Annotated in this window: 18 protein-coding genes; 10 read left to right on the top strand and 8 right to left on the bottom strand. The window is 71.6% G+C overall.

What is annotated here, in order from left to right; genetic code table 11:
* Window positions 1-62: 62 nt before the first annotated feature.
* Window positions 63-533, bottom strand: coding sequence for a phospholipase A2 family protein (locus BM396_RS18865; protein WP_051976096.1), 471 nt, complete (start codon window positions 531-533; stop codon window positions 63-65).
* A gap of 176 nt (window positions 534-709) precedes the next feature.
* On the opposite strand from BM396_RS18865, the gene BM396_RS18870 reads away from it, so the two are divergent.
* Window positions 710-1828: an NADH:flavin oxidoreductase/NADH oxidase gene (locus BM396_RS18870; RefSeq protein WP_043383453.1), complete on the top strand. Its 1119-nt coding sequence runs from the start codon at window positions 710-712 to the stop codon at window positions 1826-1828.
* A gap of 8 nt (window positions 1829-1836) precedes the next feature.
* Here the strand turns inward: BM396_RS18870 and BM396_RS18875 are convergent, their stop codons facing one another.
* Complete coding sequence (locus tag BM396_RS18875; protein WP_043347943.1) at window positions 1837-2598, bottom strand: phosphodiester glycosidase family protein; 762 nt, start codon at window positions 2596-2598, stop codon at window positions 1837-1839.
* Between the two features lie 212 nt (window positions 2599-2810).
* Between BM396_RS18875 and BM396_RS18880 the strand changes: the two genes are divergently transcribed.
* The 3 genes from BM396_RS18880 (at window position 2811) to BM396_RS18890 (ending at window position 5654) form a co-directional block, all read left to right on the top strand.
* Window positions 2811-3350 (top strand): hypothetical protein, encoded by a 540-nt coding sequence (locus BM396_RS18880; RefSeq protein ID WP_043383456.1) that lies wholly within the window; start codon window positions 2811-2813, stop codon window positions 3348-3350.
* Between the two features lie 127 nt (window positions 3351-3477).
* Window positions 3478-4782, top strand: a complete 1305-nt coding sequence (locus BM396_RS18885) for an MFS transporter (RefSeq protein WP_043383458.1) — start codon at window positions 3478-3480, stop codon at window positions 4780-4782.
* A gap of 2 nt (window positions 4783-4784) precedes the next feature.
* Window positions 4785-5654, top strand: a complete 870-nt coding sequence (locus BM396_RS18890) for an amidohydrolase family protein (protein WP_043347936.1) — start codon at window positions 4785-4787, stop codon at window positions 5652-5654.
* A gap of 83 nt (window positions 5655-5737) precedes the next feature.
* Here the strand turns inward: BM396_RS18890 and BM396_RS18895 are convergent, their stop codons facing one another.
* Window positions 5738-5935, bottom strand: a complete 198-nt coding sequence (locus BM396_RS18895) for a hypothetical protein (protein WP_043383461.1) — start codon at window positions 5933-5935, stop codon at window positions 5738-5740.
* Window positions 5936-6039: 104 nt separating this feature from the next.
* Window positions 6040-6600, bottom strand: coding sequence for a cupin domain-containing protein (locus BM396_RS18900; protein WP_012318079.1), 561 nt, complete (start codon window positions 6598-6600; stop codon window positions 6040-6042).
* A 167-nt stretch (window positions 6601-6767) separates the two neighbouring features.
* Between BM396_RS18900 and BM396_RS18905 the strand changes: the two genes are divergently transcribed.
* Both BM396_RS18905 and BM396_RS18910 read left to right on the top strand, forming a co-directional pair.
* Window positions 6768-8102 (top strand): omega-aminotransferase AptA, encoded by a 1335-nt coding sequence (locus BM396_RS18905; protein WP_043347931.1) that lies wholly within the window; start codon window positions 6768-6770, stop codon window positions 8100-8102.
* 231 nt (window positions 8103-8333) lie between these two features.
* Complete coding sequence (locus BM396_RS18910) at window positions 8334-9395, top strand: SDR family oxidoreductase (protein WP_043383463.1); 1062 nt, start codon at window positions 8334-8336, stop codon at window positions 9393-9395.
* 108 nt (window positions 9396-9503) lie between these two features.
* Here the strand turns inward: BM396_RS18910 and BM396_RS18915 are convergent, their stop codons facing one another.
* Together BM396_RS18915 and BM396_RS18920 are read right to left on the bottom strand one after the other, a co-directional pair.
* Window positions 9504-10796 (bottom strand): ArgE/DapE family deacylase, encoded by a 1293-nt coding sequence (locus BM396_RS18915; protein ID WP_043383466.1) that lies wholly within the window; start codon window positions 10794-10796, stop codon window positions 9504-9506.
* Window positions 10797-10882: 86 nt separating this feature from the next.
* Complete coding sequence (locus tag BM396_RS18920; protein WP_043383468.1) at window positions 10883-11767, bottom strand: LysR family transcriptional regulator; 885 nt, start codon at window positions 11765-11767, stop codon at window positions 10883-10885.
* 136 nt (window positions 11768-11903) lie between these two features.
* Between BM396_RS18920 and BM396_RS18925 the strand changes: the two genes are divergently transcribed.
* From BM396_RS18925 to BM396_RS18940, 4 genes are all read left to right on the top strand, one after another.
* Window positions 11904-12887: an NAD(P)H-dependent flavin oxidoreductase gene (locus BM396_RS18925; RefSeq protein ID WP_043383471.1), complete on the top strand. Its 984-nt coding sequence runs from the start codon at window positions 11904-11906 to the stop codon at window positions 12885-12887.
* 110 nt (window positions 12888-12997) lie between these two features.
* Complete coding sequence (locus BM396_RS18930) at window positions 12998-13633, top strand: L,D-transpeptidase (RefSeq protein WP_043383475.1); 636 nt, start codon at window positions 12998-13000, stop codon at window positions 13631-13633.
* Window positions 13634-13785: 152 nt separating this feature from the next.
* Window positions 13786-14271 carry an SRPBCC family protein gene (locus tag BM396_RS18935; RefSeq protein WP_043347923.1) on the top strand — a complete coding sequence of 162 codons (486 nt, stop codon included), beginning with the start codon at window positions 13786-13788 and terminating at the stop codon, window positions 14269-14271.
* A 197-nt stretch (window positions 14272-14468) separates the two neighbouring features.
* Window positions 14469-14813, top strand: coding sequence for a hypothetical protein (locus BM396_RS18940; RefSeq protein WP_081948680.1), 345 nt, complete (start codon window positions 14469-14471; stop codon window positions 14811-14813).
* 254 nt (window positions 14814-15067) lie between these two features.
* On the opposite strand, the gene fdhE is transcribed toward BM396_RS18940, so the two are convergent.
* Both fdhE and BM396_RS18950 read right to left on the bottom strand, forming a co-directional pair.
* A complete protein-coding gene (gene fdhE / locus BM396_RS18945; protein ID WP_051976097.1) occupies window positions 15068-16063 on the bottom strand; it encodes a formate dehydrogenase accessory protein FdhE in 996 nt (331 codons plus the stop codon).
* Window positions 16064-16066: 3 nt separating this feature from the next.
* Complete coding sequence (locus BM396_RS18950; protein ID WP_075379820.1) at window positions 16067-16789, bottom strand: formate dehydrogenase subunit gamma; 723 nt, start codon at window positions 16787-16789, stop codon at window positions 16067-16069.
* Between the last annotated feature and the right edge of the window lie 91 nt (window positions 16790-16880).

A 16880-nucleotide genomic window follows, 5' to 3' on the forward strand; every position in this document is an offset into this window, starting at 1 on the left:
CCGCGGCGAGCGACGGCGCGGCCGGTCCGCCGCGCCGTCACCGTCGGGCGCTCAGGAGGGTGTCAATCGGCGTCCGAATCGTCGGCGTCATCCTCCAGGCCGGCGGGGGCCGATCGGTCCAGCGCCGGCGCGTAGGCGTCCTGCGTCGCATTCGTCGACACCGATGCCGGCACGCTCCGCGCGTTCGGGTCGGTCGGGATCAGGGTCGCGCTGGCCGCGACGAGGCCGGCCATCGAGCGGACGTCCTGGGGCTGGCGCGGATCGCGGGAGATCAGCGTGGCCTCCCGCTGCAGACGGAGATTGCAGGCCTGCGAGGGCAGCCCGCCATTCGGCGTGCAGGCATCGTGGCGGGCGCAGGCGGCGTCGAGGGCATCGATCGGCGGCAGCGGGGCGTTGTTGCCCGGACCGCAATAATTGCCGTGAACGAGCATCTTGGGTCCGCCGAAGGCGGCCGGCTGGGCATATGACGGCGCCGCGAGGGCGGCGCAGCCAGCGGCCAGAAGGAGCGGGGCGGCAAGTTTCGTGATCATCATTCAGGACCTCGGGCGATCTCGCCCCCTCAGGCGGTTCGCGTCGTGGCGACAGCGTCAGAAACGGTCAGCCGCATCGGCGAGTTCCCGACCCCCCAGCCGCAGGGCTGACCTGCCGCAGCGCGCTGGCCGGCGCGGCCGTCCTGCGCCAGATTGACCGGACGCATCCGGAGCCACCCATGACTGCACGCCTGTTCGAACCGCTGGTTCTCGACGCGCTCACGCTCGAGAACCGCATCCTGATCGCCCCGATGTGCCAGTATTCGGCCCGGGACGGCGAAGCCACCGACTGGCACATGATGCATCTGGGCCAGCTCGCCATGTCGGGGGCGGGCCTGCTCACCCTGGAGGCGACCGCGGTCTCGCCGGAGGCCCGGATCACCGCCTGGGACCTCGGCCTGTACAACGACGGCTGCGAGCGGGCGCTCGGCCGCGTGCTCGACGCGGTGCGCGAATACGCGCCGATCCCGATCTGCATCCAGATCGCCCATGCCGGCCGCAAGGCATCGAGCGCGGCGCCCTGGGCCGGCGGCCAGCAGATCCCGCCGGAGCATCCCTATGGCTGGCGCACCGAGGCGCCCTCGGCGGTGGCGCACGGGGAGGACGAGGTCCCACCCCATGCCCTCGACGCCGCCGACCTGAAGCGCGTCCGCGACGCGTTCGTTGCGACCGCCAAGCGGGCGGTCCGGCTCGGCATCGAGGCCGTGGAGTTGCACGGCGCCCACGGCTACCTGCTGCACCAGTTCCTGTCGCCGATCGCCAACAAGCGGACGGATGCCTACGGCGGCAGCCTCGAGAACCGCATGCGCTTCCCCCTCGAGGTCTACGACGCGGTGCGCGACGTCGTCCCGGCGGGCAGCCCGGTCTGGCTGCGCGTCTCGGCCACCGACTGGGTCGAGGACGGCTGGGACCTCGACGAGACCGTGGCGCTGGCCCAGGCGCTGAAGCGCGCGGGCTCGCCGGCGCTCCATGTCTCGACGGGCGGCGTCTCGCCGAAACAGGCGATCAAGCTCGGGCCGGGCTACCAAGTGCCCTATGCCGAGCGGATCAAGGCCGAGACCGGGCTCACCACCATCGCGGTGGGGCTGATCACGGAAGCCCGGCAGGCGGAGACGATCCTGCAGGAGGACAGGGCGGACGCGATCTCGCTGGCCCGCGCCATGCTGTACGATCCGCGCTGGCCCTGGCACGCGGCCGCCGAACTCGGAGCCCGCGTGCGGGCGCCCAAGCAGTACTGGCGCTCGCAGCCGCGGGAGTTCAAGGACCTGTTCAAGGACACGGCCTTCGGGCAGCGCTGAGGCCACCCTTAGCGCGGCAACGCCCCGACGAGCGGCCCCAGAGGCCGGCTGATGTCGGCGCGGCCGAGATTCGGCGCGTAGAGGCTCGAGACCGAGCCGTCGAGGAACAGGGCGTTGCGGCAGCCGAGATCGTCCCGGAACAGCCGCGCGAAGGCCCCGAAGGTCACCGGGCGCTCGGAGATGGCGAAGATCGCGACGTGCCCGTCGCCGGGCACGCCGACGCCGTTGCGGATCTTCTGGCTCGGCCCGTCGGCGGCGATCTTCGGGTGGATCTGGCCGTCGATCACCAGCATCGGTCCGGACTGCGTGGCGAAATCCGGGCGCATCTTCGCGCGGAGATAGCGGGCGGTGTCGGCCACTCCGGCGCGCTCGCCCTTCACCCAGAAGATCCCGTTGGGCTTGAGGTGGAAATTGCCCGGCCCGTCCGCCGTGGAGGCGCGCTTCAGCTCGTGGCCGTCCTCGATGTAGAGGCCCACCGGCGCCTGGTCCTTGTCGTACATGCCGGCATTCATCGCGAAGGCGAGACGGCCGCCCTGCTTCTCGGCGAGGGTGCCGAGGGCGCCGTAGGGCTTTCCGTCGTCCGAGAGCCAGAACAGCCGCAGCCGCTGCCGCCGCAGGTCGATGGTGCAGACCGTGAAGGTCTCGCCCTGCGCCTCCACCGGCCGGCACGGTTCCGCCGCCGCCGGGGTCGCCGCCCGGGCCGGGGCCGCGAGGGCGAGCAGCGCGATCAACAGGGCGTGAGCCGGTCGCAACATCATCATTCGTTCCATGCAGCTCAGGGACGGCGAGTCGGGGACGGCGAAGCTAGATCGGCGCGCGTCTCGCTCTGGAAAGCGGCGATTTTCGTGTCTCGGCCCGACCGGGACGCGTCAGGGGATCTCGCGTGGATCTCGCGGCTCCGCGCCGCGGGGCGGGGCTGGACCGTTTTGCCGATTCGCACGTTCTTAGCCGCAGAGGGCATTTTTTCCACGGAGATGACGTGATGAAGGGTGCAGTGCTCGGATCGGCCCTGCTGGCGGCGGGTGCTCTGGTTCTGGCGCCGGCCAGCGCGGACGCGCGCGGCTTCGGCGGCGGCGGCTTCCATGGCGGCGGCTTCGGAGGCGGCTTCCACGGGGGCGGATTCCACGGCGGCGGCTTCGGCGGCGGCGGCTTCCGCGGCGGCGGGTTCGGGGGATTCCGCAACGGCGGCTTCGGCGGCGGCTTCCGCGGCGCCGGCTTCCGTCCGGGCGGCTTCGGCTACGGCCGCGGCTTCTACGGTCGGGGATACGGCTGGCGGGGCGGCTACGGCTATCGCGGCGGCTACGGCTACGGCCTCGGCGGCCTGGGTCTCGGCGTCGGGCTCGGCCTCGCGGCCGGCAGCCTCTACGGCGGCTATGGCTACGGCTATCCGGGCTACGGCTACGGCGGCTACTACGCGCCGGCCGCCTACGATTACGGCTACGGCGGCGGCTGCTACACAGTCCCGCGGGTGCGCTGGACCCCCTACGGCTACCGCCGGGTCTTGGTCGAACGCTGCTACTGAGCGTCATCGACAGCGAAAAGAATGGGACAGGCCGCCTCCGGGCGGCCTTTTCCTTGCGTGGCCCGCCGCATCGTTGGACAGCTCAGCCTGGGACGCCGATACTGGTATCCGGCGGCGGGAGACGGTGATGAGTTCAGCAACCGGGCAGGGGCGCGCGGCCGTGGAGGTGGTCGAGATCCGCGACGCCAGCCTCACCGCCTTCTATCGTTCGATGACCCCGCCGGAGCGGCACACCTTCTGGGCCTGCGCGGCCGGCTGGTGCCTCGACGGCATGGACTTCATGATCTACCCGCTGGTGATCGGGACGATCATGGCCCTCTGGCACGTGGATGCCGGCACGGCCGGTCTCGCCGCCACGGTGACGCTGCTGGCCTCGGCGCTGGGCGGCTGGCTCGCGGGCTTCATCGCCGACCGGATCGGCCGGGTTCTGACCCTGCAGATCACCATCCTGTGGTTCTCCTTCTTCTCCCTGCTCTGCGCCTTCGTGCAGAATTTCGAGCAGCTCCTCGTGGCCCGGGCGATCCTGGGCCTCGGCTTCGGCGGCGAGTGGGCGGCCGGCGCCGTGCTGATCGGCGAGACCATCCGGGCCGAGTATCGCGGCCGGGCGGTCGGCTCCGTCCAGTCCGGCTGGGCCATCGGCTGGGGGCTGGCGGTCCTGTCGCAGGCGGTGACCTTCTCGCTGCTGCCCCCCGAGATCGCGTGGCGCTGGATGTTCGCGGTGGGCGCCCTGCCGGCCCTGCTGATCTTCTACCTGCGCCGCTACGTCCAGGAGCCGCAGGTCGCCGCCGAGACCCGCGCCCGGGCCATCGCCACCGGCGACCGGCCGAAGATCTGGGAGATTTTTTCCGGGCCGATCCTCAAGACCACCCTGCTCGCCTCGCTGGCGGCGGCGGGCTGCCAGGGCGGCTATTACGCGATCACCACCTGGGTGCCGCGCTTCCTCACCACCGAGCGCGGCCTGTCGGTGGTGTCCTCCACCGGCTACCTCGCGGCGCTGATCATCGGCTCGTTCACCGGCTACCTGGTCGGCGCCTGGCTCGCCGACCGGCTCGGGCGGCGGCCGCTGTTCCTGATCTTCTCGCTGGGCGCCATCGCGGTGATCGTCGCCTACACGCAGATCCCGCTCTCCAACAGCGTGCTCTGGGTGCTGGGCTTCCCCCTCGGGTTCTTCGCCTCCGGCTACTTCTCCGGCATGGGCGCCTTCCTGACCGAGCTCTACCCGACCCGCCTGCGCGGCTCGGGGCAGGGCTTCTGCTACAATTTCGGCCGGGGCGTCGGCGCCCTGTTCCCGGCGCTGGTCGGCTTCCTCGCCGAGCGCGCCGGCCTCGCCTCGGCCATCGCGATCTTCGCGGCCATCGCCTACGGGATCTTCTTCCTGGCGGCCTTCGCGCTGCCCGAGACCCGCGGCCGGGTCCTGCACGCGGATACCTGACCATGCCGGAGATCCGAGACTGCCCCGCCCCGGATCCGCATCCGGGCGGGCCCACCCGATACCGGGTGCCCGCCGGCGCGGTCGACACCCACGCCCACGTGATCGGCCTGCCGCCGGCCTATCCGCTGGTGGCCGACCGCAGCTACACGCCCCCGGCCGCCCCGGCGGACCGGTATCTCGCGATGCTCGACGCCACCGGCATGGCCAACGGCGTGCTGGTCCAGGTCAGCGTCCACGGCACCGACAACCGGCTGATGGTGGAGACGCTCCGGGCCAACCGGGAGCGTCTGCGCGGCATCGCGGTGATCCCGCTCGGCCTGCCCGACGGGGAACTCGCCGCCCTCAAGGAGGCCGGAGTGGTCGGCCTGCGGCTCAACGTTCTGTTCGGCGGCGGGGTCGGGCTGGATCAGGTCGAGTCCTACGGGGCGCTCGCCCGCGAGATGGGCTGGCACCTCCAGTTCCTGCTCGATGCCCGTGAACTGCCGCCCATCGCGGGCCGCCTGTCGCGGCTGCCGGTGCCGCTGGTCTTCGACCATATGGGCCATATGCCGACCTCGGCCGGCGTGGACCATCCGGGCTTCCGGGCGCTGCTCGGCCTCGTCGCCGACGGCAACTGGGTGAAGCTGTCGGGCGCCTTCCGGGATTCCGTGACCGGTCCGCCCTACGCCGACACGATCCCGTTCGCCCGCGCCCTCAACGACGCCGCCCCCGAGCGCTGTCTCTGGGGCTCGGACTGGCCGCACGTGGCCGCCTGGGACGGGCCGCCCCGGACCGCGACGCTCCTCGACCTGATGGCCGACTGGGTGCCGGACGCGGATCGGCGCCGGATGGTCTTCGCCGACAACCCGCGCCGGCTCTACGGATTCGGGTAGGGCAGGGGTTCAACGCCGGCCGGAGACCATGCCGTCTGCGCGCGCGGAATTCGTTCGCGCCGCCGGCAAGGCGGGGGCCCCGGTCAAACCCGCAGGTCGACGCTCAGTCCCTGTCCGGGGGGCGCCGGGGGACTGGCGCTTGCCGCGCTCTGGGCGCTGTCCGCGACGAGCCCGGCGACGGCCTTGTCGGCCGCGAGCTGCTGCTTGGCGACGGCGATGCCGATCTGCTGGTTCTGGGACGAGCCCAGCATCTGAACGGCGGTGGCGGCCAGGGTATCCATGACCCTCTTCTAATCCTCCCGCCTGAATCCCGCGTTACGCAGATCCGGGGCTTTCGAGCGAATCCGGATCAATCGGCCCGGACGGCACCGCGGGCGGCCTGCCGTCAGAAGCTCGGCGGCGTGCAGGCGCTCACCACCTCGCAGGGGTTGGGCCCGACGCAGCGGAACCGGTGCGGGCGGCGGCTGTCGAAGCTGTAGGCGTCGCCGGGGCCGAGGATCCGGCGCTCGGCGTCCACCGTCACCTCCAGGCGGCCGGAGAGCACGATGCCACCCTCCTCGCCCTCGTGGGAGAGCGGCACCCGGCCGGTATCGGCCCCGGGCTCGTAGCGCTCCTTGAGGATCTGGAGCTTGCGGCCGAACAGGCTGTCGCCGACCTGGCGGTACGAGATCGCCCCCTTGGCGGCCCGGCGGCCGATCTCGGTCAGCTCCTCGGCGGCGAAGAACGCCTTGCGCTCCGGCTCCGGCTCCAGGGCGAAGAACTCGGCCATGCCGATCGGCACCCCGTCGAGGATCCGCTTGAGCGCACCCACCGACGGGTTCACCCGGTTCGCCTCGATCAGCGAGATCGCCGAGTTGGTCACGCCGGCGCGCTTGGCGAGCGTCCGCTGCGACAGGCCGTGGCGGGCGCGCACGAAGCGCAGGCGCGCGCCGACATCGATGCTCATCCGGCGCGGGCCCGTTTCAGGTGTTGCGGATCCCGCAACGGTGCCACCCGCGGCCCCATTCCTGCAAGGGGTTGGCGGCGACCAGAAAAGGACTTGTTGCCCGATCGGCGAAGGTGTCCCCTGGTCCCGCCGCCCGATCCGCGCCGCCCTCCCCGGAGAACCGCCCCATGACCGACCATCCGCTCCGCAACACGCCCGCGATGGACGCCTTCTGGATGCCGTTCACGGCCAACCGCCAGTTCAAGGCGGCGCCACGCCTGCTCGTGTCGGCCGAGGGCATGCACTACACCGCCGATGACGGCCGTTCGGTCCTCGACGGCACCGCGGGCCTCTGGTGCGTCAATGCCGGCCACGGGCGCCGGGGCATCGCGGCGGCCGTGGAGCGCCAGCTCGCGACCCTCGACTTCGCCCCGACCTTCCAGATGGGCCACCCGATCGCGTTCGAATTCGCCGAACGCCTCGCCGAGATCGCCCCGGGCGGCCCCGACAAGCGCCTCGACCGGGTGTTCTTCACCAATTCCGGCTCGGAATCAGTCGACACGGCCCTCAAGATCGCGCTGGCCTACCAGCGGGCGATCGGGCAGGGGACCCGCACCCGCCTGATCGGCCGCGAGCGCGGCTATCACGGCGTCGGCTTCGGCGGGCTCTCGGTCGGCGGAATCGTGTCGAACCGCCGGGTCTTCCCGCAGCTCAACGGCACCGACCACCTGCGCCACACCCACGACCCGGCCCGCAACGCCTTCGTGAAGGGCCAGCCCGAGCACGGGGCGGAACTCGCCGAGGATCTGGAGCGGCTGGTGGCCCTCCACGGGGCCGAGACCATCGCGGCCTGCATCGTCGAGCCGGTGGCGGGCTCCACGGGCGTGCTGATCCCGCCGAAGGGCTACTTGGAGCGCCTGCGCGAAATCTGCACGAAGCACGGCATCCTGCTGATCTTCGACGAGGTCATTTCCGGATTTGGCCGCCTCGGCGCGCCGTTCGCGACCGACTTCTTCGGCGTCGTCCCCGACCTCGTGACCAGCGCCAAGGGCCTGACCAACGGCACGGTGCCGATGGGCGCGGTCTTCGCGAGCCGGGCGGTCCATGACGGGCTGATGCACGGCCCGGACGGGATCGAGCTGTTCCACGGCTACACCTATTCCGGGCATCCGGTCGCCTGCGCGGCCGGCATCGCCACCCTGGACATCTACCGGGACGAGGGGCTGCTGACCCGCGTCACCGACATCGCCGACGACTGGGCCGCGGCGATGCACGACCTGCGCGGGCGCAAGAACGTCATCGACATCCGCACCATCGGGCTGATCGCCGGCATCGAGCTGGCGCCGCGGCCGGACGCGCCCGGCAAGCGCGCCTACGAGGTGTTCGTGGACTGCTTCGAGCGCGGCCTGCTCACCCGGGTGACCGGCGACATCATCGCCCTGTCGCCGCCGCTGATCATCGAGCGCGGCCAGATCGGCGAGATCGTGGACGTCCTGGGCGCGGCGATCGACCGGGCCGCCTGAGAGCCCTCTCGGTCTTTGCGAGCGCAGCGAAGCAATCCAGGGTCGCGCCACGCTTAAGGATGCCGCGCTGCCCTGTGTCGCGTCGCTGCGCTCGCGATGACGGAGAGCGGTGACGCGATCCCGCAACCCTTGCGGTCCGCACAGGCGCCCCCGGCGCGCGGTGGGGTTGTCGCGACACTGCCGACGCCCATCTGCCCCGGACCCGGATTTGAGCCGGGCATGAGGGTTTCTATGTCGAACACCGCCCTGATCGTCGGCGCCAGCGGCATCGTCGGCAGCGCCACAGCGGCGCTGCTCCATCAGGAGGGCTGGCAGGTTGCCGGCCTCGCCCGTCATCCGGTGCGGCAGGACGGCGTCGCGCCGGTGGCCGGCGACCTGCAGGATCCGGCCTCCCTGGCGCGGGCGCTCGCCGACATCGCCCCGTCCCACGTGTTCCTGGCGACCTGGCAGCGGCGTCCCACCGAGGCGGAGATGATCCGCATCAACCGGGCCATGATCGAGAACCTGCTCGAGGCCCTGCGCCCGAAGGGCAGCGTCCGCCACGTCGCCCTGGTGACGGGGCTGAAGCACTATCTCGGCCCGTTCGAGGCCTACGGCAAAGGCCGCCTGCCGCAGACGCCGTTCCGCGAGGACCAGGGCCGGCTCGATATCGAGAACTTCTATTACGCCCAGGAGGACGCGGTCTTCGCGGCCGCCGCGCGCGACGGCTTCACCTGGAGCGTCCACCGCCCGCACACGATCATCGGCAAGGCGGTGGGCAACGCCATGAACATGGGCACGACGCTCGCCTGCTACGCCACCCTGTGCCGGGAGCTGGGGCGGCCGTTCGTGTTCCCGGGCTCGGCCGTACAGTGGAACGGGCTCACCGACATGACCGACGCGCGGTTGCTCGCCCGCCAGCTGCTCTGGGCCTCCACGGAGCCGAAGGCGGCGAACGAAGCCTTCAACGTCGTCAACGGCGACGTCTTCCGCTGGAGCTGGATGTGGGGCCGGATCGCCGACTGGTTCGGGATCGAGGCGGTGCCCTTCGACGGCACGCACCGGCCGCTCGAGCCCCGGATGGCGCAGGACGGGCCGGCCTGGGCGGAGATCGCCGCGCGGCATGGGCTCGCCGAGCCGAACCTCGAGAAGCTGGCCTCCCCCTGGCACACGGATGCCGATCTCGGCCGGCCGATCGAGGTCGTCACCGACATGAGCAAGAGCCGGCGCCTCGGCTTCACGGCCTACCAGCCCACGGACGACGCGTTCTTCGACCTGTTCGGCCGGCTCCGGGCGGACCGGCTGATCCCCTGAGGCCGGGGCTGTCCGGTCAGCGCGCGTCGCGCTGCGAAGAAAGCACGCGCACCAAGCCCTCTCCCCTGCGGGGGGAGGGAACCCGCCCCCGGCCCCGGCCTGCCGACCTCAGGCGGCCTTGCGCTCGGTCCCGCACCACTCGGCCACGAACAGCGCCATGGCGGTGGTGCAGCGTTGCACGGAGGCCAGGCTCACCCGCTCGTCGAAGCCGTGGATGTTCTGGGCGGTCGGGCCGTAGCAGAGCGCCGGGACCCGGTCGTAGAGGGCGTGCACGCGGGTATCGAGGTAGGAGGGTGACGTGAAGCTCTGCAGCGGCGAACCGATCGCCCGCGCGTGGGCGCGGCCGAGCACGGCCTCGGCCTCGGAGCCCGCCTCCAGCACGTAGCCCTCGACGAAGAAGCCGTTGAAGACCACGCGCGGCGGATTGTTGGCCAGGAACGGGTCGCTACGGGCGAAGCGCGACACCGCCGCCTCGATCTCGGCGGCGGCCTGGGCGGCGGTCACGCCCGGATAGAGCGCGATGCGGCATTGGATCCGGCACCAGGCCGGGACCGAGGAGGCCCAGTCGCCGCCCTCGATCTTGCCGATATTGAGATTGATCGGGTGGTCCTCGTTCTCGAAATGTGGGTGCGCGCTCGTCTCGGCGTTCCAGCGGGCCTCGACCTCCCGGAGCGCGCCGATCACCCGGTAGGTGGCGTCGATGGCGTTGGCGCCCGCCCCCATCTCGCGGACGTGGACCGGCACGCCCCGGACCTCCACGGCGAACCAGAGCACGCCGGTATTGGCGCGCACGAGCTTCTCGTCCTCGGGCTCGGGGATCAGCACGGCGTCGGCCCGGTAGCCGCGCAGATGGGTCATCAGCGCGCCGTTGCCGGTCGATTCCTCCTCGACCACCGACTGCACCGTCACGGAGGCCGCCGGCTGCAGGCCGAGGCGGGCCAGGGCGTCGAGGGCGAACAGGTTCGCGGCGTGTCCCGCCTTCATGTCGCCGGCCCCGCGGCCGTATAGCCAGTCGCCCTCGACTACCGGGTCGAAGGGCCGATGGGTCCAGAGATCGAGCGGGCCGGTCGGCACCACGTCGACATGCGCCTGCAGGATCAGCGAGTGCCCGGTCTCGGTGTTCGGGCGGTGGTGGCAGACGACGATCGGCGCGTCCGAATGGAGGGCGTCATCGATCTTGGAGCCCCCCGGATGCGCCGCGATGGCGGGGCGGTCCATGGCGAAGCGCTCGGTCGCGTAGCCCCGGGCGCGGAATTGCGCGAAGACGTAATCCTGGCAGGCATGCTCCGCGCCCCGCAGGGAGGCGAACCGGACCAGAGCCTGCGTGTGGGCGACCTGATCGGCAAAGCCCTCCGCCACGGACGCTTCGATCTCGGCGGCGAGGGTGGGGTCGAGGGCCATGGGAACTCCGAACCGTCTGTGGCCGAAGGAGGCCCCCGGGCTCGGGCCACTGTCAACCGGCGGTCGGTGAGGCATGGTCCGTGCCGTCAGGCCGGGAAGGCCGCGCGGATCTGCTCGGCAAACCGCATGAACGCCGCGCTCGGCTGGCTGTCCCTGCGGTGGACCAGCAGGGTCTGGGCATGTCCGTCGCCATCCGGAAGCGGATGGACCGATACGCGCCCGGCGCGGCGGGCGGGCTCCGCGACGACGCGCGGGATCAACGTCACGCCCAATCCGGCGGCCACGCAGCCGAGGATGCCGTCGAGGGTCCCGAATTCCATGCGGCGGACATGCACGAGGCCCTGCCGGGCCAGAAAGTCCTCCAGGCGCCTCCGGTACGTGCAGCCGGCCCGGAACACGAGCACCTTCGCCTCCCGCGCGCGGCCCAACCGGTCGAGCAGCGCCGCCGGGTCGCCGACGGCCGGATGCGCCACCAGCACCAGGTCCTCCGTGAGCACCGGGATCGCGACGAGGTCGGCCTGCATGACCGGGCCGGCGACGAAAGCCCCTTCGAGGACCCTGTCGAGAACCCGGGCGATCAGCTGCTCCGTCGGGCCGGTCTCCAGCTCGATGTCCACCTCCGGGTGGCGGGCGGCGAAGGCGGCGAGCGGACCGGGCAGGCGCAGGGCCGCGGTCGTCTCCATGGCGCCGATCCGCAGCGGTCCGCGCGGCTCGCCCTCGGAGAGCAGCGCATGCCGCGCCTCCGACAGCAGCCGCCCGACCTGGATCGCGTAGGGCAGGAGCCGCTCTCCGGCCCGGGTCAGCGTCACCCCACGGCTGCCGCGGTGGAAGAGCGGCACCTGCAGGGCCTGCTCCAGCGCCCGGATCCGCCCGGTGACGTTCGACTGCACGGTGTTGAGCCGGGCCGCCGCGCGCCCGATGCCGCCGGTCTCGGCGACGGCGGCGAAGAACATCAGGTCGGTGCTGTTCATGCCATCTGCTTTCGCGATGACATCCTTCTGAAGGAATCATTTTTTCTGCGTCAAGCGGGTCGATAAGCCTGAGATCCCGTCGGCGGCGCCGCGTGCGCGACCGAGGGTCGAGCCGGATGCGAAGCGGGGAGGGACCATGGCTCTGAGGACACGACTCACCGAGGCCTTCGGGCTGCGCCATCCGGTCGTGCTGGCCCCCATGGACCCGGCATCGGGCGGGGCCCTGGCTGCGGCCGTGAGCGCGGCCGGCGGACTCGGGCTGATCGGCGGCGGCTACGGCGATCACGACCGGCTCCAGCGGGAGTTCGCCGCCGCCGGCAACCAACGGGTCGGCTGCGGCTTCATCACGTGGTCCATGGCCCGGGACCCGTCGCTCCTCGACGCGGCGCTCGCCCGCGCCCCCGCCGCCCTGATGCTCTCCTTCGCCGATCCCGCCCCCTTCGCCGCGCGGATCCGGGCGGCCGGCGTGCCCCTGATCTGCCAGGTTCACACCCTCGCGCATGCCCGGCGCGCCCTGGAGGTCGGTGCGGCCGTCGTGGTCGCCCAGGGGACGGAGGCTGGCGGCCACGGGCTCGCCGCGCGCGGGACGATGGCCTTCGTGCCCGTCGTCGCCGATCTGATCGCCCGGGAGCACCCGGAGACCCTGCTGCTGGCGGCGGGCGGCATCGCCGATGGCCGCGGTCTCGCCGCGGCCCTGGCCCTCGGGGCCGACGGGGTGCTCCTGGGCACGCGGTTCTGGGCGACCCGGGAGGCCCTGATCCACCCGGCCGCGAAGCAGCGGGTGCTCGCCGCGACCGGCGACGACACGGTGCGCACGCGGGTCTACGACATCGCCCGGCAGCGGCCCTGGCCGGCATCCTATACCGGCCGGCTCCTGCGCAACGCCTTCATCGACACCTGGCACGGCCGCGAGGACGCGCTTCACGCGGCCGCCGCCGAGCGGCGACGGGACGTGGAGGAGGCCGACGCGGCGGGCGATTACGATGTCGCCAACGTCACGGTCGGGGAGGCCGTCGGGCTGATCGAGGATCTGCCCGGGGCCGGCGACGTGGTGCGGCGGATCGCCGACGAGGCGGAGGCCGCGATCCGCCGCAGCGCCGGCCTCATGGCGGCGCCGTGACGGCCTCGGCAAAGCGTGACTACGCAGGGCCGGAGCCGGCCGGAACCTCGGCGTTGCCAACGGCTTAGCGTGACGGCAAACCGCCGCGGTTGTTCACGCCGGAGTCGTCCATGCGTATCGGTCTGATCTCGGTCCTGTCCGGCCTGCTCCTGTGGAGCGCGACCCCAGGCGCAGCCCGTGCGGATGTGGTCGTGAACGTCGACAAGACCACCCAGCGCATGGAGGTCTCGGTCAACGGCCAGCCGCGTTATTCCTGGCCCGTTTCCACCGGCGTCGCGAGCTACGACACCCCGTCCGGCTCCTACCGGCCCTTCCGGATGGAGCGGACGCATTTCTCGAAGGAGTGGGACGACGCCCCCATGCCCTTCGCGATGTTCTTCACCACCCAGGGCCACGCCATTCACGGCACCAACCATGTCCGCAGCCTCGGGCGTGCGGCCTCGCATGGCTGCGTGCGCCTGTCGGTGCGCAACGCCGCGACCCTGTTCAACCTCGTCAAGGCCGAGGGCGTGGGCCGGACGCGGGTCGTGATCGAGGGCGCGGACGTCCCGATGGCGGATCGGGGCCAGCGGGGGACGCGCGTCGCCCGCCGCCGCAACCCCTATCAGCCGGACGATCTGCTGGCGGACAACGATCAGATGGGCCGCCGGTCCCTGCCGGCGTATTATCGTCCCGCCGGGTCCGGCTACGCGCCGGCAACCGTCTACGGATACCCGGCCGAGACCGACGGGATGGACGGCTGGTAGCCCGGCCTCGGACGGCATCGTCCAGGCACGATCGTCATGCGCGGCCGCCGCGACCCATTGCCGAGAGCGTGATGCCGGCCTAGCTCCTGCGCGGCCATCAGAGCCCCTCGCGGCCGATGCTGCGATTTCAGACGGACGGAGACACCCCCAAGATGCCCTTCGCTTTCTGCCGCTCCCTCCCCTTTGCCGCCCTGGCGCTCGCGGCGGCCACCGTGCCGGGTTACGCCCTCGAGGTGACGCGCTCGGCCGACATCGCCGCGCCCCCGGCCAAGGTCTGGCAGACCATCGGCGAGTTCTGCGGCATCGGCGACTGGCATCCCGCCATCGAGAAGTGCGTCCTGTCCGATAAGGACGGCATGAAGGTCCGCACCCTCAGCCTGAAGGGCGGCGGCACCATCAAGGAGGAGCAGGTCTCCCGGGACGACAAGGTGATGAGCTACACCTACACGATCCTGGAGAGCCCGCTGCCGGTCTCGGACTACAAGTCCACGCTCTCGGTCGCCCCCGCGGAATCCGGCTCCAAGGTGACCTGGACCGGGACCTTCAACGCCAAGGGCGCGCCGGACACGGTCGCCAAGGACGCGATCCAGGGCATCTACGATTCCGGCCTGAAGGCGATCTCCGAGAAAGCGAAGTAGGCTCCGTCACGATTCAGAGCGCGCTGCCGGACCCGGTCGTCGGCAGCGCGCGCCAACCTCTTCTGAAGACAGCCTGTTTCGCGGTCTCGACCCTGACCGTCCGCCCGCCGCGCCCGATCGGCCTGCGGCCGAGGCGATTGACCCACTGCCAAGCTCGGCTCACAACCCCGGCGGCGCAGCCCGTGCGCCCCAACAGGATGACAGCCGTGCCCGCGTCCCGTCGATCGATGCGTCTCAGCCTCGCCGCCCTCGCCGTCGCGGCGTTGGGCGCCTGTCAGCAGCGCGCTGCGCCCGCGGTCTCCGAGCCCTCGCCCGTCATTCCGGCCCCGATCGTCCTGCCGACGGGCAGCGGCTGCGGCCCTGAGATCGCCCGGACCAAGGCGATCGTCGACAGCGACGTGGCCACCGGCAATCTCAACAAGCCCGTGGGCGACCGCTTCGGCGCCGACCTCGCCCAAGCCGCGGCGGAATGCGCGGCCGGCAAGTCCGGCGAAGCCCTGCACCTGCTCGCCGCCGCCAAGAGCCGGTATGGCTATCGCTGAGCGGACGCGGCCGGTCCGACCCGCTCGCGCAGGATCGGCCGCATCCCCTTGACGGGCTGAGCTTTGCGGCATCCCGAGCGGTTCCGACCCGCCCCCATCCGGAAGCGGCGTAGCGTTGCCGAGCCTGCACGAAGGGCCGTCCAGCCGGCCACGCCGCTTTCTGCAGGCCGCCGTCGCGGCCGTGGATGCGGGTGTGTTCGCACGGGGGTGCGGTCCGGAACGTAAACCGCGCCGGCGCGGATGCCAGAGTCCGGCTAGATCACGAAGAGCAGGTTCAGTCCGGCCCGCCGAAACCCTTCCTCGGCGATCTTCAGATCGAGCCCATAGGACGCGATGTCGTCCGCGACTGGGTCGAGGGTCGGCGCCCGGTGCTGGTGCAGGTGCTTGATGTAGCTGTGGCAGGTCGTGCAGGTCTCGACCTGGACGTCCTTCGAGACCTCGTCGAGGCCGTAATAGCTGACGCCCTCGCCGTCGCCGCAGGCGGTGCAGCGGATCCGGACGTGATTCCAATACGTGCCGCAGAGCGAGCAGCTTAGGTAACGCGCCTTGTCGGCCGGGGTCCAGGCGACGATGACGCTCGCCACAGGCGCGCCGCCGCAGCAGGGGCAGACCCCGTCGGCCACGGGCTTCAGGGTCTTCGTGTCGAGCCGCGCAGCCTGCTCGGCAAGACGGACCTGCAGGGCCGCCGAGACGAACACGCATTCGGCGATCCGGTCCACCGGCAGCGCCCCCTCGAAGACCTGGAGGGCCAGATCGAGGCGATCCTCCCGGGACGCCGCGCGCAGGCTCTCGCGCGCCGCGACCGAGGCCTCAGGCACCGTCGTGAGGTCGAGTTCGGCGAGCAGCGCCAGGAGCCCGTCGTCGAACCCCTGGTCCGCCTCGAGGCTATGCCGCGACAGGGGCGGCATGCCGTGCTCGCTCCGCAGCGCCAGATCGGAGGCCTCTGGAAGCGATGCCGGCGGCCCCTTCGCCTGGATCACGGCCTGAGCCCGGGCGACCTCGGCGACGAACCGGAGATAGGCCTCCATCGGATGCCCGGGGGCCGCCTCGAGAAGGCGCGCGGACCGGTCGGCGAACAGCCGTGCGGGATCGGGCAGGCGGACGAAGGGCACCGACCCGGAGATCCCGATCTTGTCGGGATCGGGCTTCAGCTCGCTGAAATCCCGGCGGCGGGGGCTCGTCGCGGGTGCTGCGGTCGGCGTCTCGTCCGCGGCCGGACCCGCGGATTTCCGCTTGAAGAAACGGGCCAAGGCTCAGGATCCGCGCTTGTCCACCGAACCCCGGCGGCCCGTGCCGCCGGCCATCTGACGGAACCACTTGCGGTGATGGCGGTAGGCCCAGCCGCCCGTGACCGTGCCGCGGACCATCGCCCGGCCGGTGCCGCGGACCCAGATGCCGGCGTAGATGTGCACCACGATGATCGCGATGGCGATCACCGCGGCGAGGGAGTGGGCCAGGAGCGCCCAGCGCTGGGTCTCGATGGAGGTGAGGCCGCCGAAATAGGTGTTCCAGATCACGAGCCCGGTGACGAACATCACGCCGATCAGCGCGGTCTGCCCCCAGAACACGCCCTTCTGTCCGGCATTGTACTTGCCGAGCTCCGGGAGCCGGTCCTCACGGTTGGTGACCACGTCGCCGATATGCTTCGTCCACTCGACATCGTCCTTGTTGGGGATGTTGAGCTTCCAGAAGCGCACGAACAGGAAGAAGAAGCTGACCGCCAGCGCCACGCCGAACCAGGGATGGATCGCCCGGGTCGCCTGCCCGCCGCCGAACAGGCCGGTGAGCGAGAACAGGTAGGGCGTGAACATCGCCAGGCCCGACAGGGTCAGCAGCGTGAACAGGATCGCGGTGATCCAGTGGTTCACGCGCTGCACGCCGGTGTAGCGCGGGACGTACAGCACCTCCGTCGCCTCGGACTTGGCGTGGTGCAGGGGGCGGGGATCGCCGTCCCGGATGTCGCGGTGGATCGTCATCGACCTTCACTCGCCTGATGCGGCGCCGGCCCCGCATCGCGGCGGAGGGGGCTCTCTGAAACTCAAGATAGGGGCTGTCGGCCCCGCCGTC

This window comes from Methylobacterium sp. UNCCL125 (assembly GCF_900116795.1).
GTDB classification, from domain to species: domain Bacteria; phylum Pseudomonadota; class Alphaproteobacteria; order Rhizobiales; family Beijerinckiaceae; genus Methylobacterium; species Methylobacterium fujisawaense.

Bases quoted from the DNA above. Each gene is read 5' to 3' on its own strand.
- BM396_RS18875 (WP_043347943.1), bottom strand. From the start codon at position 2,598: ATGGAACGAATGATGATGTTGCGACCGGCTCACGCCCTGTTGATCGCG.
- BM396_RS18920 (WP_043383468.1), bottom strand. From the start codon at position 11,767: ATGAACAGCACCGACCTGATGTTCTTCGCCGCCGTCGCCGAGACCGGC.
- BM396_RS18910 (WP_043383463.1), top strand. From the start codon at position 8,334: ATGTCGAACACCGCCCTGATCGTCGGCGCCAGCGGCATCGTCGGCAGC.
- BM396_RS18905 (WP_043347931.1), top strand. From the start codon at position 6,768: ATGACCGACCATCCGCTCCGCAACACGCCCGCGATGGACGCCTTCTGG.
- BM396_RS18885 (WP_043383458.1), top strand. From the start codon at position 3,478: ATGAGTTCAGCAACCGGGCAGGGGCGCGCGGCCGTGGAGGTGGTCGAG.
- BM396_RS18915 (WP_043383466.1), bottom strand. From the start codon at position 10,796: ATGGCCCTCGACCCCACCCTCGCCGCCGAGATCGAAGCGTCCGTGGCG.
- BM396_RS18865 (WP_051976096.1), bottom strand. From the start codon at position 533: ATGATGATCACGAAACTTGCCGCCCCGCTCCTTCTGGCCGCTGGCTGC.
- BM396_RS18870 (WP_043383453.1), top strand. From the start codon at position 710: ATGACTGCACGCCTGTTCGAACCGCTGGTTCTCGACGCGCTCACGCTC.
- BM396_RS18880 (WP_043383456.1), top strand. From the start codon at position 2,811: ATGAAGGGTGCAGTGCTCGGATCGGCCCTGCTGGCGGCGGGTGCTCTG.
- BM396_RS18940 (WP_081948680.1), top strand. From the start codon at position 14,469: ATGACAGCCGTGCCCGCGTCCCGTCGATCGATGCGTCTCAGCCTCGCC.
- BM396_RS18900 (WP_012318079.1), bottom strand. From the start codon at position 6,600: ATGAGCATCGATGTCGGCGCGCGCCTGCGCTTCGTGCGCGCCCGCCAC.
- BM396_RS18895 (WP_043383461.1), bottom strand. From the start codon at position 5,935: ATGGATACCCTGGCCGCCACCGCCGTTCAGATGCTGGGCTCGTCCCAG.
- BM396_RS18930 (WP_043383475.1), top strand. From the start codon at position 12,998: ATGCGTATCGGTCTGATCTCGGTCCTGTCCGGCCTGCTCCTGTGGAGC.
- BM396_RS18890 (WP_043347936.1), top strand. From the start codon at position 4,785: ATGCCGGAGATCCGAGACTGCCCCGCCCCGGATCCGCATCCGGGCGGG.
- BM396_RS18950 (WP_075379820.1), bottom strand. From the start codon at position 16,789: ATGACGATCCACCGCGACATCCGGGACGGCGATCCCCGCCCCCTGCAC.
- BM396_RS18925 (WP_043383471.1), top strand. From the start codon at position 11,904: ATGGCTCTGAGGACACGACTCACCGAGGCCTTCGGGCTGCGCCATCCG.
- BM396_RS18935 (WP_043347923.1), top strand. From the start codon at position 13,786: ATGCCCTTCGCTTTCTGCCGCTCCCTCCCCTTTGCCGCCCTGGCGCTC.